This is a genomic window from Streptomyces caeruleatus (assembly GCF_001514235.1).
In the GTDB taxonomy this organism is placed as follows: Bacteria; Actinomycetota; Actinomycetes; order Streptomycetales; family Streptomycetaceae; genus Streptomyces; species Streptomyces caeruleatus.
In genome coordinates this window covers 41,113-57,411 of sequence record NZ_KQ948946.1, presented here as the reverse complement: position 1 = coordinate 57,411, position 16,299 = coordinate 41,113, and the positions used below count along the sequence as shown (strand labels likewise).

Annotated in this window: 21 protein-coding genes; all 21 read left to right on the top strand. The window is 69.0% G+C overall.

What is annotated here, in order from left to right:
- Window positions 1-182 precede the first annotated feature (182 nt).
- The 21 genes from AQJ67_RS41355 to AQJ67_RS41260 all read left to right on the top strand — a co-directional run bounded on the left by AQJ67_RS41355 (window position 183) and on the right by AQJ67_RS41260 (window position 16,294).
- The gene (locus AQJ67_RS41355) at window positions 183-551 is read left to right on the top strand and encodes a hypothetical protein (protein WP_062724797.1); all 369 of its coding nucleotides are present in this window, start codon (window positions 183-185) and stop codon (window positions 549-551) included.
- A gap of 180 nt (window positions 552-731) precedes the next feature.
- Window positions 732-1,085 carry an HNH endonuclease signature motif containing protein gene (locus AQJ67_RS49950; protein ID WP_244190777.1) on the top strand — a complete coding sequence of 118 codons (354 nt, stop codon included), beginning with the start codon at window positions 732-734 and terminating at the stop codon, window positions 1,083-1,085.
- Between the two features lie 160 nt (window positions 1,086-1,245).
- Entirely contained in the window at window positions 1,246-1,728 is a 483-nt protein-coding gene (locus tag AQJ67_RS41350) for a hypothetical protein (protein ID WP_244190776.1), read from the top strand.
- Entirely contained in the window at window positions 1,712-3,364 is a 1,653-nt protein-coding gene (locus AQJ67_RS41345) for a hypothetical protein (protein WP_062724795.1), read from the top strand. The genes AQJ67_RS41350 and AQJ67_RS41345 overlap by 17 nt, the downstream gene beginning before the upstream one ends.
- Window positions 3,365-3,374: 10 nt before the next feature.
- Complete coding sequence (locus AQJ67_RS41340; RefSeq protein ID WP_062724792.1) at window positions 3,375-4,871, top strand: phage portal protein; 1,497 nt, start codon at window positions 3,375-3,377, stop codon at window positions 4,869-4,871.
- Entirely contained in the window at window positions 4,868-5,833 is a 966-nt protein-coding gene (locus tag AQJ67_RS41335) for a hypothetical protein (RefSeq protein WP_062724790.1), read from the top strand. The genes AQJ67_RS41340 and AQJ67_RS41335 overlap by 4 nt, the downstream gene beginning before the upstream one ends.
- A gap of 50 nt (window positions 5,834-5,883) precedes the next feature.
- Window positions 5,884-6,648, top strand: coding sequence for a hypothetical protein (locus AQJ67_RS41330; protein WP_208615137.1), 765 nt, complete (start codon window positions 5,884-5,886; stop codon window positions 6,646-6,648).
- Between the two features lie 15 nt (window positions 6,649-6,663).
- Window positions 6,664-7,527: a phage major capsid protein gene (locus AQJ67_RS41325; protein WP_062724786.1), complete on the top strand. Its 864-nt coding sequence runs from the start codon at window positions 6,664-6,666 to the stop codon at window positions 7,525-7,527.
- Window positions 7,528-7,542: 15 nt separating this feature from the next.
- Window positions 7,543-7,914: a hypothetical protein gene (locus AQJ67_RS41320; protein ID WP_062724783.1), complete on the top strand. Its 372-nt coding sequence runs from the start codon at window positions 7,543-7,545 to the stop codon at window positions 7,912-7,914.
- 1 nt (window position 7,915) lies between these two features.
- A complete protein-coding gene (locus AQJ67_RS41315; protein ID WP_062724781.1) occupies window positions 7,916-8,383 on the top strand; it encodes a hypothetical protein in 468 nt (155 codons plus the stop codon).
- Window positions 8,384-8,402: 19 nt separating this feature from the next.
- Window positions 8,403-8,996: a head-tail connector protein gene (locus AQJ67_RS41310; RefSeq protein ID WP_062724895.1), complete on the top strand. Its 594-nt coding sequence runs from the start codon at window positions 8,403-8,405 to the stop codon at window positions 8,994-8,996.
- Window positions 8,993-9,358 (top strand): phage head completion protein, encoded by a 366-nt coding sequence (locus tag AQJ67_RS41305; RefSeq protein WP_062724779.1) that lies wholly within the window; start codon window positions 8,993-8,995, stop codon window positions 9,356-9,358. The genes AQJ67_RS41310 and AQJ67_RS41305 overlap by 4 nt, the downstream gene beginning before the upstream one ends.
- A complete protein-coding gene (locus AQJ67_RS41300; RefSeq protein WP_062724777.1) occupies window positions 9,351-9,689 on the top strand; it encodes a hypothetical protein in 339 nt (112 codons plus the stop codon). Before AQJ67_RS41305 ends, AQJ67_RS41300 begins: the two co-directional genes overlap by 8 nt.
- A complete protein-coding gene (locus tag AQJ67_RS41295) occupies window positions 9,686-9,865 on the top strand; it encodes a hypothetical protein (protein ID WP_062724775.1) in 180 nt (59 codons plus the stop codon). Before AQJ67_RS41300 ends, AQJ67_RS41295 begins: the two co-directional genes overlap by 4 nt.
- 5 nt (window positions 9,866-9,870) lie before the next feature.
- Complete coding sequence (locus AQJ67_RS41290; protein WP_062724773.1) at window positions 9,871-10,251, top strand: HK97-gp10 family putative phage morphogenesis protein; 381 nt, start codon at window positions 9,871-9,873, stop codon at window positions 10,249-10,251.
- Window positions 10,248-10,676, top strand: coding sequence for a DUF3168 domain-containing protein (locus AQJ67_RS41285; RefSeq protein WP_079056508.1), 429 nt, complete (start codon window positions 10,248-10,250; stop codon window positions 10,674-10,676). The genes AQJ67_RS41290 and AQJ67_RS41285 overlap by 4 nt, the downstream gene beginning before the upstream one ends.
- Window positions 10,677-10,732: 56 nt before the next feature.
- Window positions 10,733-11,167, top strand: a complete 435-nt coding sequence (locus tag AQJ67_RS41280; protein ID WP_062724771.1) for a phage tail tube protein — start codon at window positions 10,733-10,735, stop codon at window positions 11,165-11,167.
- A gap of 22 nt (window positions 11,168-11,189) precedes the next feature.
- Window positions 11,190-11,600, top strand: a complete 411-nt coding sequence (locus tag AQJ67_RS41275) for a hypothetical protein (protein WP_062724769.1) — start codon at window positions 11,190-11,192, stop codon at window positions 11,598-11,600.
- 14 nt (window positions 11,601-11,614) lie between these two features.
- Window positions 11,615-11,905 carry a phage tail assembly protein T gene (locus tag AQJ67_RS41270; protein ID WP_062724768.1) on the top strand — a complete coding sequence of 97 codons (291 nt, stop codon included), beginning with the start codon at window positions 11,615-11,617 and terminating at the stop codon, window positions 11,903-11,905.
- Complete coding sequence (locus AQJ67_RS41265; protein WP_062724766.1) at window positions 11,886-13,469, top strand: hypothetical protein; 1,584 nt, start codon at window positions 11,886-11,888, stop codon at window positions 13,467-13,469. Before AQJ67_RS41270 ends, AQJ67_RS41265 begins: the two co-directional genes overlap by 20 nt.
- Entirely contained in the window at window positions 13,469-16,294 is a 2,826-nt protein-coding gene (locus AQJ67_RS41260) for a hypothetical protein (protein ID WP_062724764.1), read from the top strand. Before AQJ67_RS41265 ends, AQJ67_RS41260 begins: the two co-directional genes overlap by 1 nt.
- The last annotated feature ends 5 nt before the right edge of the window (window positions 16,295-16,299 follow it).

Genomic DNA, 16,299 nt, shown 5'->3' with positions numbered 1-16,299 from the left:
CCCGGTGAACACCTGTGCCCTCAACCGGCACCACAGACGCACACGAAGCCCCGGCTCGGTCCCCCCGGCCGGGGCTTCGTCGTGCCAGCCACACGGCGCCGTCACAGCCTCGTCACACCGCTTACACCCCACCCCCACACCTGCGCATGATGGACAGTCACCACGCAGGCACAGGGGGAACCATGCGTCTCCGCACCATCGCGGCCGCCATCGCCGCACTCACACTCACCAGCTGCGGGACCAACCAGCAGGACGCCGGCACCACGGCCGCCCGTGCGTCCCAACCCCAGGGCGGACACCCGCGCATCGGCCACACCGACCTAATCCTCCCCGGCGCCACCAAGCAGGACGCCCAGGACGCCATCCGCAACCGGGCCAAGACGCTCACCGGATACGAGCTCTACTACCTCAAGGTCACGCACAGCCGAGACGCCGCACAGTACGTCTGCCGAGCCCGCTGGTACGCCGACCCGGACGCCTACAGGACGCACAGCGGGACGCAGGACGCATGGCCGGACGCATGGCCACACCTCGCCATCAACTGCCCATGACAGGAGACGCGATGATCCACACACCCAAGGTCGTCGCCGAGATCCGAGAGCTCTCCCCCGTAGACGGATGGGCCAGGTGCGAGGCCACAGGGCGTGCCTGCCTCACATGCCCGTGCGGGCTGAACACAGGATGGATCCCCCGCCACGACGTATCCGTCCAGGCGCGCACGCATACCTCCCGTGGCGCGTAAGGCGCTACAGGTCTGCCCCACACCTGGTTGCCCCACCCTCACCCCAGGAGGGCGCTGCCCTGCCTGCCAGGCCAAGACCCGAGCAGCCAGACCCCAGCCCAACCAGCGCGGCTACAACACGGCATGGCGCAAGGCCAGCGCCGAGTACCTGCGTGACCATCCCTGGTGCGAGTGCACCGAGTGCGCTGCCCTCCCCCTGCTGCAGCGCGACCTCGCCACCGAGGTCGACCACATCGACGGCCTCGGACCACTCGGTCCCCGCGGCTTCGACCCGAGCAACTGGCAGGCCATGAGCAAGCGGCACCACTCCCGCAAAACCGCAGCCGAAACCTGGGGAACGTGACGCACGGTCACGCGACCCAGGGGGGTGACCCCCAACCGGCCCGGGGGTGAACAGCGCGGGGGAGGGCGCTGCCTGGTCCGTCGGGTTCAGAGGGTCCCCGCTGTCACGCAAGGTGACGGCTTGGTGCTGCGCAATGCGGCGCGTTGAAGGAGTGATCGACATGCCCCGTGGTGGAGCGCGCGCGGTCTCCGGGCCGCCGCCGGACCCTCGGTCTCTGCGCAGCACGAGGTCCCAGGACAAGGGCGGGTGGCGGACGCTGCCCGCCGAGGGCCGCCAGGCGCCGGCGCCCGAGTGGCCGCTGACTACGCCGTCCGACCGTGAGCTGGATCTGTGGGATGAGCTGTGGGCGAAGCCGCAGGCCGTGGCGTGGGAGGACATGGGGCAGGAGCTGGAGGTCGCGCTGTTCGCGCGGACGCTCGCCGAGGCGGAGCGCGCCGACGGCCGGGTGGACGTGAAGAAGATGGTGCGCGGGTACCTCGACTCGCTAGGCCTGAGCGTGGCGGGCATGAACCGCAACCGGTGGAAGGTCGCCCCCGCAGTGGAGGGCGACGACGAGGGAGCGGCGGAGACCGCGGCCCCGGCCGCGCGGCGCCCGTCGGCCCGTGACCGGCTGAAGGTCGTGCCCAGTGGCGAAGGGGCCTGACGCCGGGCCCGAGTTCGTCGTCGACTTCCCCACCCTGTGGATCGTCCCCGACTGGATCGAGCGCCACTGCCCGGTCCCGGACGGCTTCCGCGCGGGCGAGGACATGCAGCTGTACCCGTGGCAGCTGTGGTGCACGGCCAACCACTACCGGGTGAAGCCCGGCGTCGATCCGTACCGGGAGAACGGCGAGCGGCGGTTCGCCTCCGCGTTCCACTACCGGCGCAGTCAGATCGTGGCCCCGCAGAAGACGGGCAAGGGGCCGTGGTCGGCGACGATCGTCCTCGCCGAGGCGGCCGGCCCGGTCGTGTTCGACGGGTGGGCGCGCGGCGGTGAGCGGTACCGGTGCTCGGACCACGGGTGCGGGTGCGGCTGGTGGTACGAGTACGAGCCGGGCGACCCGATGGGTACGCCGTGGCCTACTCCCCTGATCCAGTTGATGGCCACGTCGGAGTCGCAGGTCGACAACGTCTACCGGCCGCTCCAGGCGATGGTGAAGAAGGGCCCGCTCAGCGAGCTGATGAAGGTGGGCGAGGAGTTCACCCGCGTCGGCGACGACGGCAAGATCGAAACGGTCACGTCGTCCGCGCTGTCCCGGCTGGGCAACCCGATCGTCTTCGCCATGCAGGACGAGTCCGGCCTGTACACCGCGGCGAACAAGTTGCGGAAGGCCGCCGAGACCCAGCGCCGCGGCGCGGCCGGCATGGGCGGCCGCTCGATGGAGACGACGAACGGGTGGGATCCGTCCGAGGCCTCGGTCGCCCAGACGACGCACGAGGCCAAGGCGAAGGACATCTTCAAGTACCACCCCGAGGCTCCGAAGTCCCTGTCGTACAGCAACAAGCGGGACCGCCGGAAGATCCACGCCGCGGTCTATGCGGGCTCGTCTCACGTCGACCTCGACGCCATCGAAGCCGAGGCTTCCGAGATCATGGAGAAGGACCCGGCGCAGGCCGAACGGTTCTTCGGCAACCGGTGCGTGGCCGGTACGGCGTCCTGGCTGGACGGCGCGAAGTGGGCGACCAAGGCGAAGCGGCGTCGTGTGCCTCCGATGACGCGCATCGTGCTCGGGTTCGATGGCTCGGACGTGGACGACTGGACCGCGCTGCGCGCAGAAACGATGGACGGCTACCAGTTCACGCCGCTGTACGGGCCGGACGATGCGCCGACGATCTGGAACCCCGCCGACTACGACGGCCAGGTGCCGCGCGCCGAAGTGCGGGCGGCGATGAACCAGGTGATGCGCCGGTACGACGTGGTCCGGCTGTACGCGGATCCGCCGTACTGGGAGACCGAGGTCGACGAGTGGGTCGACGAGTACGGCGAGGAACGGGTGATCCGCTGGCACACCCGCCGCATCGTCCAGATGCACGCGGCGTGCGAGCGGCTGAGAACGGACGTGCTGAAGCGCAACGCCACGGGTGCCGCCTTCACGCATGACGGGTGCCCGATCACCCAGTCGCATATCGAGAACACCCGCGCGGCCGCGCGGCCGATGGACCGGTACGTCCTGCGTAAGGCAAGTCCCGTCCAGAAGATCGACGCCACGGTCACCAGCGTCCTGGCGCACGAGGCGCTGGGCGATGTCATCGCCGCGGGTCTGGCCGAGCGCACCGTGTCCTACTACTACGGCGGTTGAGGAGGGCCTGATGGCTACGGAGGGGCAGGCTCTCCAGCTGGTCGCGCTGCTGGAGAACGAACTGATCCGCCGGCGAGGACCGATCGACCGGTACAACGCCTACTACCGAGGCGACCACCCGCTGAAGTTCGCGTCGCCGGAGTTCGCGAAGTTCCACGGCGCGCGCTACAAGGACTTCAGCGACAACTGGACCCAGGTCGTTGCGGACAGTCCGGTCGAGCGGCTGACCGTGACCGGCTTCCTGGCCGACGGCGAGACGCAGGCCGACAAGGATCTGTGGCGGGTGTGGCAGGTCAACGGCCTCGACGCCGACAGCCAGCTCGGGTTCCTCGGCGCTGTGACGGGGGCGCGCTGCTTCGTGCTGGTGTGGGGTGACCCCGACGACCCGGACATGCCCGTCGTCACCTTCGAGGACGCGTCGCAGTCGATCGTCGCCTACGAGCCCGGCTCGCGCCGGAACCGCAGGGCGGCACTGAAGCGCTGGCAAGACGGCAACCAGGACTTCGCCACGCTGTACCTGAAGGACGAGGTGTGGAAGTTCTGCCGCCCGCTCGCGCAGCAGGACAAGTCCCCGCAGATGGCCGACGTCGACGAGGAGCTGAAGACGTGGCGGCCGCGGGACATGGGCGACGAGCCGAACCCGCAGCCGAACCCCATGCTCGTCGTCCCGATGGTGGAGCTCCCCAACAAGCCGATGCTCGTCGAGGATCCGATCAGCGACGTCGGTGGCGTCGTCGCGATGCAGGATGCGATCAACCTGGTGTGGGCGCAGCTGTTCACCGCGAGCGACGCGGCCTCGTTCCCGCAGCGTGTCGTCATGGGCGCGGAACGCCCGATGATCCCGAAGCTGAACAGCGCAGGCGAGATCATCGGACAGCAGCCCGTCGACCTCGACAAGTTCATGGTGGACCGGGTCGCGTGGATCACCGGCAAGGATGCCCGGATCGACTCGTGGCCGGCCGCGAACCTGGCCATGTACACCGGGATCCTGGAGGTTGCCGTCGGCCACCTCGCCGCGCAGTCCCGCACCCCGCAGCACTACCTGATCGGGAAGATGGCCAACCTCGCCGAGGGCGCGCTGCTCGCCGCAGAGACCGGCCTGGTGAAGCGGTGCGACGAAAAGATCCTCTGGTACGGGCAGGGCCTGCGCGAGGTGGCCCGGCTGATCGCCCTCGCCAAGGGCGAGGACGCCAAGGCCGAGGCGCTGCGCTCGGGCCGCGTGCTGTGGGCCGATACCGAGTCCCGCTCGCACGCGCAGATGGCGGACGCGCTGCTGAAGATGAAGCAGCTCGGGTTCCCCTTCGAGTGGCTGGCCCTGCGGTACGGGCTCACGCCGACCGAGGTGGCCGAGGTCGTGAAGATGCGGGAGCGGGAGATGGAGATGGACCCCGTCGCCGAGATCACGCGCACCCTGACCGCCGGGACGCCCGAGCCTCCCGGTGAGGACGACCCGGACGCGGAGGGCGAGGACCCGGATGAGCTGGAGGACTCGGAGGCCGCGGCATGAGCCCGACCCCGGACGCGGTCGCTCACATGGAGGCCCGTGCTCGTCTCGTCGAGGCGACTGGGCGCGCGGCCCGCAGCGTGTGGCACGACCTGGACCGCGACAACATCTACACGTCGTGGCTCGGTCTCCTTACCCGCACCGTGGCGCTCGTCGCCGCCGGGCAGTTGGCCGCCGCGCGCGGCGCTGAGCCGTGGCTTGAGGGGCTGCTCGGCGCGGATCCCGAACAGCCGGAGTCCGGACGCCTGGTGCCTGCTGCGCTGGCCGGTGTCGACGGCGGCGGGCGGCCGCTCGCGAGCGTGCTGATGGCGCCGATGTGGGCCGCGCTTCGGCTGGTCACCGCGGGCAGGCCTATCGCCCAGGCGATGTTCAGCGGTCAGGCACTCCTGGACGTGATCGTGCAGACCGCGGTGGCGGACGCGGGCAGGGTCGCCGACCAGGTCGCCATGGTGTCCCGGCCGGCCATCAAGTCCTACGTGCGCGTGGTGGAGGCCGGCGCCTGCAACCGGTGCATCATCCTCGGCGGCGTCGAGTCGTCGGTGTCCCGCGCGTTCCAGCGTCACCCGAAGTGCAAGTGCTCGATGGACCCGGTCACGGCCGACCACCGGCCGACGGCCACCAGCCCCGAAGAGATCTTCGACGCGATGTCGCCCGCCGAGCGCCGCAAGACGTTCGGGCAGGCCGGAGCGAAGGCGATCGAGGACGGCGCGGACATCGCGCAGGTCGTCAACGCCCGCCGGGGCATGACTTCGGCGACCGTGTTCGGCCGACGAGTGCAGGCCACGTCCGAGGGCATCACGTCCCGCGGCTTCGCAGGGTCCCGCCTGAAGAACCTTCAGAAGGTGCAGGGCCAGCGCTACCGCGTCTCGCAGACTCCGCGGCTCATGCCGGAGGAGATCTACCGGCTCGCCGACGACCGCGACCACGCGGTGCGCCTGCTGACCCGGCACGGCTTCATCGCCTGATCTGACCGCGCGCAACGCCCGGTCCCTTACCCCGCAACGGGAGACACATCATGCACGCACCCCTGCCCGTACACCCGCGCACCGGCGCCCGCGCGCTGGGCTGGCGCAAGGCCCGCCCCGGCGAGGACGACAGCGAGCTGTACCCGGTCTGGCCGATCCTCGGCGGCGCCGAGGACGAGGACCAGGACGGCGACGCCGACGACCAGGGCGACGACAGCGGGAACGCCTCGGACGACCAGGACGACTCTGGCGCCGACGACAGCGACGGCAGCGCGGACGACGACGCGGACCCCGAGGGCGCCGACGAGCTCGGCGACAAGGGCAAGCGCGCGCTCGCCTCCATGAAGGGCAAGTGGCGCACCGAGCGCGACAAGCGGCGGGAGTTGGAACGGGCCCTCGCGGAGAAGGACGGCGCCGACGACGCCGAGCAGGCCCGCCGCAAGGCGGAGACCGACGCGATGGCCAAGGCCAACGACCGCATCCTCAAGGCCGAGATCCGGGCCGCGGCCAAGGGCCGTCTCGCGGACCCGAAGGATGCGATGACGTTCCTCGACCTCGACCAGTTCGAGGTGGGCGAGGACGGCGAGATCGACCCCGAGGAGGTTGAGGAGGCCATCACGGATCTCCTCAAGTCCAAGCCCTACCTGGCAGCCGCAACGGCAAAGAGGTTCCAGGGCACCGGCGACGGCGGAGCAGCGCGCAAGGCGTCCCGGCCGAAGCAGCTCACCCAGCAGGACCTGAAATCCATGACCCCTGAGGCGATCGACAAGGCCCGTATCGACGGGCGGCTCGACGACCTCATGGCGGGCAAGTAGCCAGGAGGCACACCCATGACCGTGCGGAACTTCGTTCCCGAAATCTGGAGCTCGCGGCTGCTCGTCGCGACCCGCAAGGAGCTCATCTACGCGAGCCCCACCGTGGTCAACCGCGACTACGAGGGCGAGATCGCGGAGGCGGGCGACACTGTCCGCATCACGTCGGTGTCCCGGCCGTCGGTCGGCACCTACACTCCCGGGTCGACGACGATCACCCCGGAGAACCTGACCACCGGCCAGCGCACGCTGCTGGTGGACCAGTCGAAGTACTGGGCGTTCTCGATCGACGACGTCGACAAGCGGCAGGCCAAGTCCAACCTCATCCCGCAGGCGATGAGCGAGGCCGCCTACGCGCTCGCCGACACGATCGACCAGTACGTGGCCGGGCTGTACACGCAGATCCAGTCCGCGAACTTCCTGAACGTGGTCGGCTCGCCGGTCGACACGTACACCACGCCGACGGACGCCTACGACGACGTCCTGGTGCCGTTGCGCACGAAGCTGTCCAAGGCGAACGTGCCGAAGATGGGCCGGTACGTCATCGTGCCGCCGGAGTTCTACGCGTCGCTGCTGAAGGACGACCGGTTCGTGAAGGCCGACGCGGCGGGCACGGACCAGGGACTGCGCAACGGGTTCGTCGGTCGGGCGGCCGGCTTCGACATCTACGAGTCGAACAACTGCCCCGTGCCGACCGGTGACACCACGGTCGTCCAGGCCGGCGTGAAGGAGGCCGTCACCTTCGCCGAGCAGATCAACAAGACCGAGGCCTACCGCCCGGAGAACGGGTTCGAGGACGCGGTCAAGGGCCTGGCCCTGTACGGCGCGAAGGTCATCCGCCCGGACCACCTGGCCGCCGCGTTCATCAACCCCGCCGCCTGATCGGAGACCTGAACCATGGCGACAACCGCGCTCAGTTACACGAATCTGGTGGCGAACGACAACGTCACCCAGCCCGCCGGCACGACGCTCGTGGCCGCGCCGACGAACAACATGCAGCTGGCCAACGCGTTCCCGGAGCTCACGGTGCTCCGCGTGACGAACACCGACGACGACACCGCGCTCACGTTCACGGTGAAGGCGGGTGACTCCCCTCCCGCGCTGGCCGCCGGGCAGGGCGACCTCACCGTCTCCGTGGCGTTCGGCACGGCCGAGTTCATCGGCCCGTTCGAGTCCGGCCGGTTCGTGCAGTCGGACGGCTCGATGATCTTCGAATCGACGACCACGACCGGCACGGTCACCGTCCTGAAGGTCGCGAGGAACACCTGACATGGCCGAGACGATCTATGTGCGCGGGGAGGGCGGGGCCATCTTCGTGATGGACCTGCCCCTGCCCGAGGCAATCGCGGATCGGCTCGCCAAGGGCCAGATCAAACGCGTCAACAAGGACGGCTCCCCCTACTCCGGCGCCGCCCCGGCACCGGGCCCGGCGGCCGAGCAGGGCAGTGCTCTCACCGAGGGTGCCGTTCCCCGCCCGGGCGCGCGGGCGAGCAAGGACGACTGGGTCCTGTGGGCCATGGCCACGCACGCCATCCCCGAAACGGACGCCGAGGCGATGACCAAGGCGCAGCTGCAAGAGCTGCCCGAGAAGCCCACCCCAGCGGCGCCCAGCGACGGGCGGCCGGACGAGGACGCACCCAAGGCGGAGTGGATCGACCACATCGTCCGCAAGGGACTCCTGTCCCGCGAGGACGCCGAGGCGTACACCAAGGACGACCTGATCGCCATGGTCGGCTGACCAGAAAGGGGGGATGGCCATGGCGCTCGATCCCCTGGCGACTCTCGCCGACCTCACCACGCGCGGCCTGGACGTGACCGCGGAGGAGGAACCCGTCGTTGAGACCTACCTCGACGTCGCCTCCACCGCGGTCCGTGAGGCCGCCGGCGTACCGATCTCGCAGACCACGTCCACCGTCGTCCTGGAAGGGCCGGCCTCCGAGTGGCTGACCCTGCCGGGGCTGCCGATCCTGTCGGTCGCCTCGGTCGAGTTGGACGGCGAGGCGGTCGCCGACTGGCGGCTGCGCTCGCACCGCCTGTGGCGGGCGTGCGGCTGGTCGCCGGACTGCGGCCCGTCGGAGGTCGAGGTCGTCCAGACGCACGGCCTGGATCCGGTGCCCTCGGACATCGTCGACCTGGTGTGCCGGATCACGGCGACCGCGCTGACCGACTTCCGGGCCGACCCGGAGGGCGCCGGCCTGGCCGCCGCCGACATCCGTTCGGAGCGGATCGGCGACTACTCCGTCACCTACGGGGACTCCGGGCTGATCACCACGATGGAGCTGCCGAGCTACCTGCGCGAGCGGCTCGCCGCACGGTTCGGTGGCGGCGCCGCCATGGTGAGGTTCCGGTGAGAGGCCGCGGCAGCATCGGCCGGTACCTCAACCGTCGGCTGGAGGTGCACCGGCCTGAGACTGCCGACGACGGGCACGGCGGGCAGACAACGACGCTGGTCCTCAAGGGCACGGTGCGGGCCAAGGTCGACCAGCCCTCCCCGACCGAGCGGATGGTCGCGGCATCGACCCTGTCCCGGCATTCGCACGACATCTTCATGCTGCCGAGCGCGGACGTCCGCCGCGGCGACGAGCTGCGCGGTACCGACGCGCTCGGCAACGACCAGGTGTTCCGTGTGCAGTCCGTCGTGCAGCCATCAACGCCCGTCTACAGCAAGGCTCTTGTCGAGCTCACTCAAGGAGAAGGGGAACCCGATGGCTGACCTCAGCCTCACCACGGTGCCGGTCGCCACCGGTACCGCCGATGTCGCGGCCGCGGCGACCGCGGCCAACGCCGGCGGGGACACCGCCCCGGTCGGCCCCGGTCGGTTCCTGTACGTCAACAACGGCTCCGGCGGCTCCATCACCGTCACCATCGCCACCCCGGGCACGGTGTCCGGGCTTGCCGTCGCGGACACCGCGGTGGCTGTGGCTGCCGGGAAGCACGCCATCATCCCGCTCTCCAACGTCTTCCGCGGCTCGAACGGCCGGGCCGCAATCACCTACAGCGGCGTCACCTCCCTGACGGTCCGCCCCTTCGAGCTGGGCACGTGACGGCCGGGCAGGAGCGGCCGCGCCTCCCGCAGCTGGAGGCGCAGGAGTGCCGCGCCCGTGCCGAGGAAGCCCTCGCCGACAACGCCCGCGTAGACGTGCCGCGTGCCATCGCGTGGGCCCTGCTCGCCGTCGCCGGCGAACTGCACACCATCCGCAAGCAGATCAGCAGGAGGTGACGGCGATGGCGGCATCGGTAAGGGTCACCGGCACAGCTCGACTGAAGGAACGCCTCCAGGACCTGCCCGACCAGATCAAGGATTCCGTGGTGGAGGCCGTGAAGGAGTCGGCCGAGGCGGTGCGCGACGACGTCAAGCGCAACGTGCCGGTCGACACGAGGGGCGGCGACAGCCACCACCTCAAGGACGCCGTCGACATCCGATTCCGCGAGGGCGGCCTGGTCGCCGATGTCGGCTGGTTCGGCCCCGAGAACTCCTACGCCACCTATGTCGAGTTCGGTACCCGCAGGCGGCCCGCGCAGCCGTCGCTGTATCCGGCGCTGGAGCGGGAGCGGAGCCGCTTCGCAGCCCGGCTGACGGAAGAAGTACGGCGGGCCCTGCGGTGAGCAGCCCCATTCCGGGGCTGGCTGCGCTGCCCACGCAGGACGGCCTGCGTAACGCGCTGCTGGCCGACGCGCCGCTCATGGACCTGATCAAGGGCGTCTTCGACTGGGTCAACGAGAAGCAGCCGTACCCGTACATCGTCATCGGTGAGGCGGTGGAGACCCCGTCCAACGCGCACGACCGGTTCGGCTCCGAGGTGCTGGAGACCTTGCACATCTGGGACCAGAACCGCGGCTTCGCCACAAGCCTCACGATCGCGGCCCGTGTGCTCCAGGTCCTGGACCACACACCGCTGACCATCGAGGGCCACGTCCACCGGTGGACGCGGTTCGTGTCCCTGCAGACGCTCAAGGATCCCGAGCCCCCGGGCGACATCCGGCACGTACCGATGACGTTCCGGGTCGGCACTGAGGTCGCCCCCGCGTAATCGCTCGATCCACGACCGGCCGCAAAGCGCCGGACAAACTCAGAAGGGCGGAGACCATGGCCGGTCTTGACGCATTCGGTACCCAGCTCAAGCGTGACTCCAACGGCGCCGGGACCTTCGTGGCCGTCGCCAACATCTCGGACGTTTCCGGTCCTTCGAGGTCGAGGGAGGCCATCGAGGTCACCGCCCACGACTCCCCCGACAAGTACCGGGAGTTCGTCAAGGGCCTGAAGGACGGCGGGGAAGTCGAGATCACCATCAACTACGACCCCGGCGACACGACCCACCAGGCGCTCGACGACGACTTCGAGGAGGACGACCTGCGTGAGTACCAGGTCGTCATCCTCCCGGGGAAGGCGGACGAGCACACATGGGAGTTCTCCGCTCTGATCACCAGCCTCGGAGACGAGTTCCCGCACGACGACAAGATGGAGCGGACGGCCACGTTCAAGATCTCCGGCAAGCCTGTGCTGTCCGCGACTGGCGCCTGACGAGAACGGGGAACAACGCACCATGGCACTACTGACGAAGGCACAGATCAACTCCGCCGTGGACCGGACGTGGGAGGACGTGCCCGTGCCCGAGTGGGGCGAGGGCGCGATGGTCCGTCTCATGGAGCTGACGGCCGCCGACCGGGGCTACATCGAGGCTGGCAGCGTCGTCGCCAACGGCCAGAGCCCACAGCTGCGGATCGAGTCGCTCAAGACGTACCGAGAGAAGCTTGTCGCCTTCGGACTGGTGGACGAGAACTTCGAGCGGCTCTACACCAACAAGGAGATCGGCGAGCTGAGCAAGAAGTCCGGCGCGGTGATCGAGCGGCTGGCAGCCAAGGTCCAGGAGCTCTCACGCATGGGCCGGTTCGCCGTGAAGGAAGCAGAGGGAAACTCCGACGCCGCCCAGAGCGGCTCTTCCGTTTCCGACTAGCGGAGCATCTCGGGATGACGGTGGCCGACCTCGACTCCCGGCTGGGTTCGGCCGAACTGACCGAGTGGATGGCCTTCGAGAAAATCACCGGCCCACTCGGCAGGCGCCGACACGACATCCAGGCGGCCACCATCGCCGCCACCATCGCCAACGCCAACCGGGGCAAGGGCAGCAAGAGATTCACACCGCAGGACTTCCTGCTGCCCTACGGAACCGAACGGAAGGGGCCGCAAGAAATGCTCGCGGCCATCCGCGGCATCAACAGGTCGATGGGGGGTGACGAGCATGTCCGACGTGACAGTTGAGATCGCCGCGGACATCGGCAACACGTCCGCAACGATCAATGACGCAACCACCAGCATCGACGGACTGGGCGACGCGGCCAGCTCTGCCAGCGGCGACCTCAACCAGGCGGACAGCCAGGCCGGCGGTCTCGCCAGCAGCATGGACAAGGTCGGCGTCGGAGCGCTCGGGGCCGCAGGCGCGTTCGCCAGCATGGGCGACATCGTCAACGGCGCCGTCGACCTCTGGAACACGGGAGAGCAGCGCGCCGACGACCTCGCGCGCGCACAGAACGACGTCGCCCAGGCCGCGCTCGACGTCAAGCAGGCCAACCAGGACATGAAGCAGTCCCAGATCGATGCCAACCAGGCGCAGGTGGACGGCGTCCAGTCCGGCATCGACCTCAAGCAGGCCCTGCTCGACCAGAAGGTTGCCCAGAAGGAGTACAACGACGCGGTCAAGGAGTTCGGTCCCAACTCCCTTGAGGCTGAGCAGGCGCAGATCGACCTGACCCAGGCGGACGCGGATGCCAAGCAGGCCAAGCTCGACGGCAAGCAGGCGACCGAGGACTACAACCAGGCCCAGCTCGACGGCAAGCAGGCGGCCATCGACGCCAAGGGCGCGCAGATCGACCTCAACGAGGCACAGCGCAACCAGGTCGGTGCGGGCGTCATGGGCAGCTGGGTCGGCACGATCTCGCAGATCGGTACCGCGCTGTTCGGTCTCATCGGCACCTTCGCCCTGTTCGGGGCCGGGACCGTCGCCACCGCCGCGACCGCTGTCGGCTCGGCCATCGCCACGGCGGCGGCATGGGTGGGTTCCTGGATCGCCATGGCTGCATCCGCCACCCTGAGCGCGATCACTATGGCGGCCGCGTGGCTGCTGTCCATCTGGCCGATCGCGCTGATCATCGCGGCTGTCGTAGGTCTGGCAGTCGTGATCATCAAGAACTGGGACACGATCAAGGCGTGGACCATCAAGATCTTCAGCGCGGTCTGGGACTGGCTGAAGGGACTGTGGGACGACATCGTCGGCATCTTTAACTGGGCTGTCGACATGGTGAAGACGATCTTCTTCAACTTCACCCCGCTGGGCATCATCATCAAGAACTGGGGTGCGATCACCGGCTGGATCTCCACCCAGTGGAGCAACATCTCCAAGTCGGTCTCTGGTTGGGTTTCGAAGATCGGCGGATTCTTCGAGGGCATGTGGGATGGCGTCACCGACGGCCTGAAGTGGGCACTCAACGGAATCATCGGCCTGCTCAACGACGGCATCTATGGCGTGAACAAGCTGATCGCCGGGGCCAACAGCATCCCGGGCGTCGACATCCCCTTCATCCCTTACATCCCCTACCTCGCCGAGGGCGGCGTCACCACCGGGCCGACCCTGGCCATGATCGGTGAAGGCCGAGAGCAGGAGGCCGTGCTTCCCCTGAGCAAGCTCCAGGGCCTGCTGAACATGCAGGGAGACGGAGGGCGCCCGATCGTGCTCCAGATCAACGGCGGCGGCTTCCGTGAGTTCCTTCAGGAGAACGTCCGGGTCACGTCCGGAGGCGACATCGTCAAGTACGCGGGAGGTTACTGATGCCGAGCCTGCCCCCGCCCATCTGGGCCGACCTGTTCTACAGCGGGGCGTGGAACGACATCAGCCAAGACGTCCGCTCCACGTCTACGGTGACCGTCACCCGCGGCCTGTCCGCCGAGTCCTCCTCTGCAGCGGAGCCGACCAGCTGCGAATGCGTCCTCGACAGCCGCGGCTACAAGTACGCGCCCCGCGCCCCGCAGTCCGCGCTGTATGACCTGATCGGCCGCAACACCGGTTTCCGGTTCGGCTACAAGGTCGGCTCGCCGTGGGCCGAGCTCCCCGGAGGCCTCGACTACAACTCGCTGTTCGTCAACGACAACGCCGCCCTGGACGTCACCGGCGACTTCGACCTGCGCCTGGACATCGCCCTTGAGGACTGGTCGGAGTCCCAGATGCTGGCCCTGCGGTACGTGCCCAGCGCGAACGACTGCTGGGCCCTGGAGATCCTCGACGGCGTCCTGACGTTCCTGTGGTCCCCCGACGGCACGTTCGCCAGCCGCGTCACGCAGGCCGCTACCGAGACGCTCAAGGCGTACAACGGGCAGCGGCTGGCGCTGCGCGTCACCCTCGACATCAACAACGGGGCGGGCGGCTACGAACTGCGGTTCTACACCGGGCGCACCGTCGACGACACCGAATGGCACCTGCTCGGCGACCCGATCGTGGGCGGCTCCACCACCTCCGTCTACGCAGGGACGGCGTACATGGAGATCGGTGCCGGCTTCACCTTCAACCTCACCCCCGCAGGCGGATCCCTGAACCGGATGCGCGGCAAGGCCTACGCGCTGAAGCTGCTCGACGGCAGCACCGTCAAGGTCAACATGAACACCCGGTCCGCCACCCCGGGCGGCACCACGTTCACCGACTCCACCGGCTTGACGTGGTCGCGCGGCGGGAGTGCCTCCGTCTTCACCAACAGGCACATCCGCATGGCCGGGGAGGTGCCCGCCTGGCCGCCCACCCGGGACCGTTCGGGCAACGACAACTACGTCAGCATCGCGCCGGCCGGTGTGACGCGCCGGATGGACGCGGGCAACAAGCCCACCGACAGTGCGTTGCTGCGGTTCATCCGGGCAAGCAACCCGATCGAGTGCTGGCCGCTTACCGACGGCATCGACTCCGACGGCGCCAAGTCCCTCGTCGGCGGCCGCGACATGACGTACTACCTCGACACCGGGTTCGGCGGCGACACGCCCGTCCCGCAGGGCGGCAAGCTCAAGGACTGGATCGAGGACGTCCTCCAGCTCAAGGCCGAGACCATCGGCGTGCTGTCCGGGGGCGTCCCCAACAGCACCTCGGCGGCCTCCGCCTGGTCCGTGGACTTCTTCATGGGTGGCGGCGGCGAGATCTCCAACGGCACGTGGTCGATCAACGACCGGGGCGCGGGAACCGACAGCGACAACCGCTACCGCGTCCAGCTCTCCTACGACGCGACCACCAACGAGATCACCGTCCTGAGGAGCATGTTCGGCGAGACGTCCTCGGGCGGGCTTGTCCTCACCACCATCACCAGCGCAGGCATCTTCGACGGGCGCGGCCACCACATCAGGGTGACCATCGACCCGCTGGCCACCACCACCGACTGGGCCGTCTACATCGACGGGGTGCAGCGGGCGTCCGGCAACATGAGCGGCATCGTCTTCAAGGCGGTCCGCGACATCCGCCTGAACTGGTCGCTGGTCGCTGGTGCGGGCTTCAGCTCAGCCGACATGTCCGTCGGGTTCATCACCTACTGGGACGGCAACGGCCCCACCGCCGGGGAGATGTACGACGCGTTCACCGGTTTCCAGGGCGAGCGTGCCGGGGACCGCATCGTGCGCCTCGCCACCGAGGCCGGGTACGTCGCCTCGGTCGCCGGGGAGACGGTGTTCCAGCAGCGCATGGGCATCCAGGGGTCGAAGAAGCTGCTGGAGCTGATGAACGACTGCGCGCGCACGAACTTCGGCTACCTGCTCGATGCCCGGGACCGGACCGAGGTCATCCACCGCGGGCAGTCCACGCTGTGGAACCAGCCCCCAGCGCTGACGCTCGACTTCAAGGCCGGGCTGATCAGCGCCCCCTTCAAGCCCGTCGACGACGACAAGCTCACCGAGAACGACGTCAGCATCAAGAGGGAGTACGGCTCCGTCCCGGCCCGGGAGGTGCGCGAGGACGGCAAGCTGTCCGTCCTGGATCCCGAGGACGGCGGTGTAGGCCGATACGACAAGGCCTACACGTACAGCGTCGAGACGGACGACCAGGCCCGCCAGGTCGCCAGGATGCGTGTGCATCTGGGCACCTACGACGGGGTCCGGTACACGCGGGTCACGATCGACCTGGCCAACCCCCGCGTCTTCCAGATGATCGACGACATCCTTCGCATCGACGTCGGCGACAAGCTGCGCCTGACACGGGTGCCCGATGACCACGGCCCCGACGACGTCGACGTCCTCGTCAACGGATACACCGAGGAAGTCGGCCCGGACGTCTGGCGCATCACCTTCAACTGCGTGCCCGGTGAGCCGTGGACGGCCGGCGTGGTCGGCTCCACCACCTACGGGCGCGCGGACACCGCCGGATGCCAGCTCGCGGAAGCGCTGGACGCCTCGGAGACCGGGGTCGACGTGCTCACCACCGCGGTCGCCCGGTGGATCGACTCGGCCACCTACGCCTCGGAGTTCCCGTTCGACGTCCGCACAGGCGGCGAGGTCATGCGGGTGACCGCCTGTACCGGGACCACGACCAGCCAGACCTTCACCGTGACCCGCGGCATCAACGGCGTCACCAAGGCGCATGCAAGCGGCCAGCCCATCAGCCTGGCCCACCCCGTCTACGTGGCGATGTAAGGAGG

Coding starts and splice junctions, on each gene's coding strand:
- AQJ67_RS41315 (WP_062724781.1), top strand. CDS start 7,916: ATGGCCGAGACGATCTATGTGCGCGGGGAGGGCGGGGCCATCTTCGTG.
- AQJ67_RS41350 (WP_244190776.1), top strand. CDS start 1,246: ATGCCCCGTGGTGGAGCGCGCGCGGTCTCCGGGCCGCCGCCGGACCCT.
- AQJ67_RS41300 (WP_062724777.1), top strand. CDS start 9,351: ATGGCTGACCTCAGCCTCACCACGGTGCCGGTCGCCACCGGTACCGCC.
- AQJ67_RS41270 (WP_062724768.1), top strand. CDS start 11,615: ATGACGGTGGCCGACCTCGACTCCCGGCTGGGTTCGGCCGAACTGACC.
- AQJ67_RS41330 (WP_208615137.1), top strand. CDS start 5,884: ATGCACGCACCCCTGCCCGTACACCCGCGCACCGGCGCCCGCGCGCTG.
- AQJ67_RS41320 (WP_062724783.1), top strand. CDS start 7,543: ATGGCGACAACCGCGCTCAGTTACACGAATCTGGTGGCGAACGACAAC.
- AQJ67_RS41265 (WP_062724766.1), top strand. CDS start 11,886: ATGTCCGACGTGACAGTTGAGATCGCCGCGGACATCGGCAACACGTCC.
- AQJ67_RS41325 (WP_062724786.1), top strand. CDS start 6,664: ATGACCGTGCGGAACTTCGTTCCCGAAATCTGGAGCTCGCGGCTGCTC.
- AQJ67_RS41340 (WP_062724792.1), top strand. CDS start 3,375: ATGGCTACGGAGGGGCAGGCTCTCCAGCTGGTCGCGCTGCTGGAGAAC.
- AQJ67_RS41280 (WP_062724771.1), top strand. CDS start 10,733: ATGGCCGGTCTTGACGCATTCGGTACCCAGCTCAAGCGTGACTCCAAC.
- AQJ67_RS41335 (WP_062724790.1), top strand. CDS start 4,868: ATGAGCCCGACCCCGGACGCGGTCGCTCACATGGAGGCCCGTGCTCGT.
- AQJ67_RS41310 (WP_062724895.1), top strand. CDS start 8,403: ATGGCGCTCGATCCCCTGGCGACTCTCGCCGACCTCACCACGCGCGGC.
- AQJ67_RS41290 (WP_062724773.1), top strand. CDS start 9,871: ATGGCGGCATCGGTAAGGGTCACCGGCACAGCTCGACTGAAGGAACGC.
- AQJ67_RS41260 (WP_062724764.1), top strand. CDS start 13,469: ATGCCGAGCCTGCCCCCGCCCATCTGGGCCGACCTGTTCTACAGCGGG.
- AQJ67_RS41275 (WP_062724769.1), top strand. CDS start 11,190: ATGGCACTACTGACGAAGGCACAGATCAACTCCGCCGTGGACCGGACG.
- AQJ67_RS41355 (WP_062724797.1), top strand. CDS start 183: ATGCGTCTCCGCACCATCGCGGCCGCCATCGCCGCACTCACACTCACC.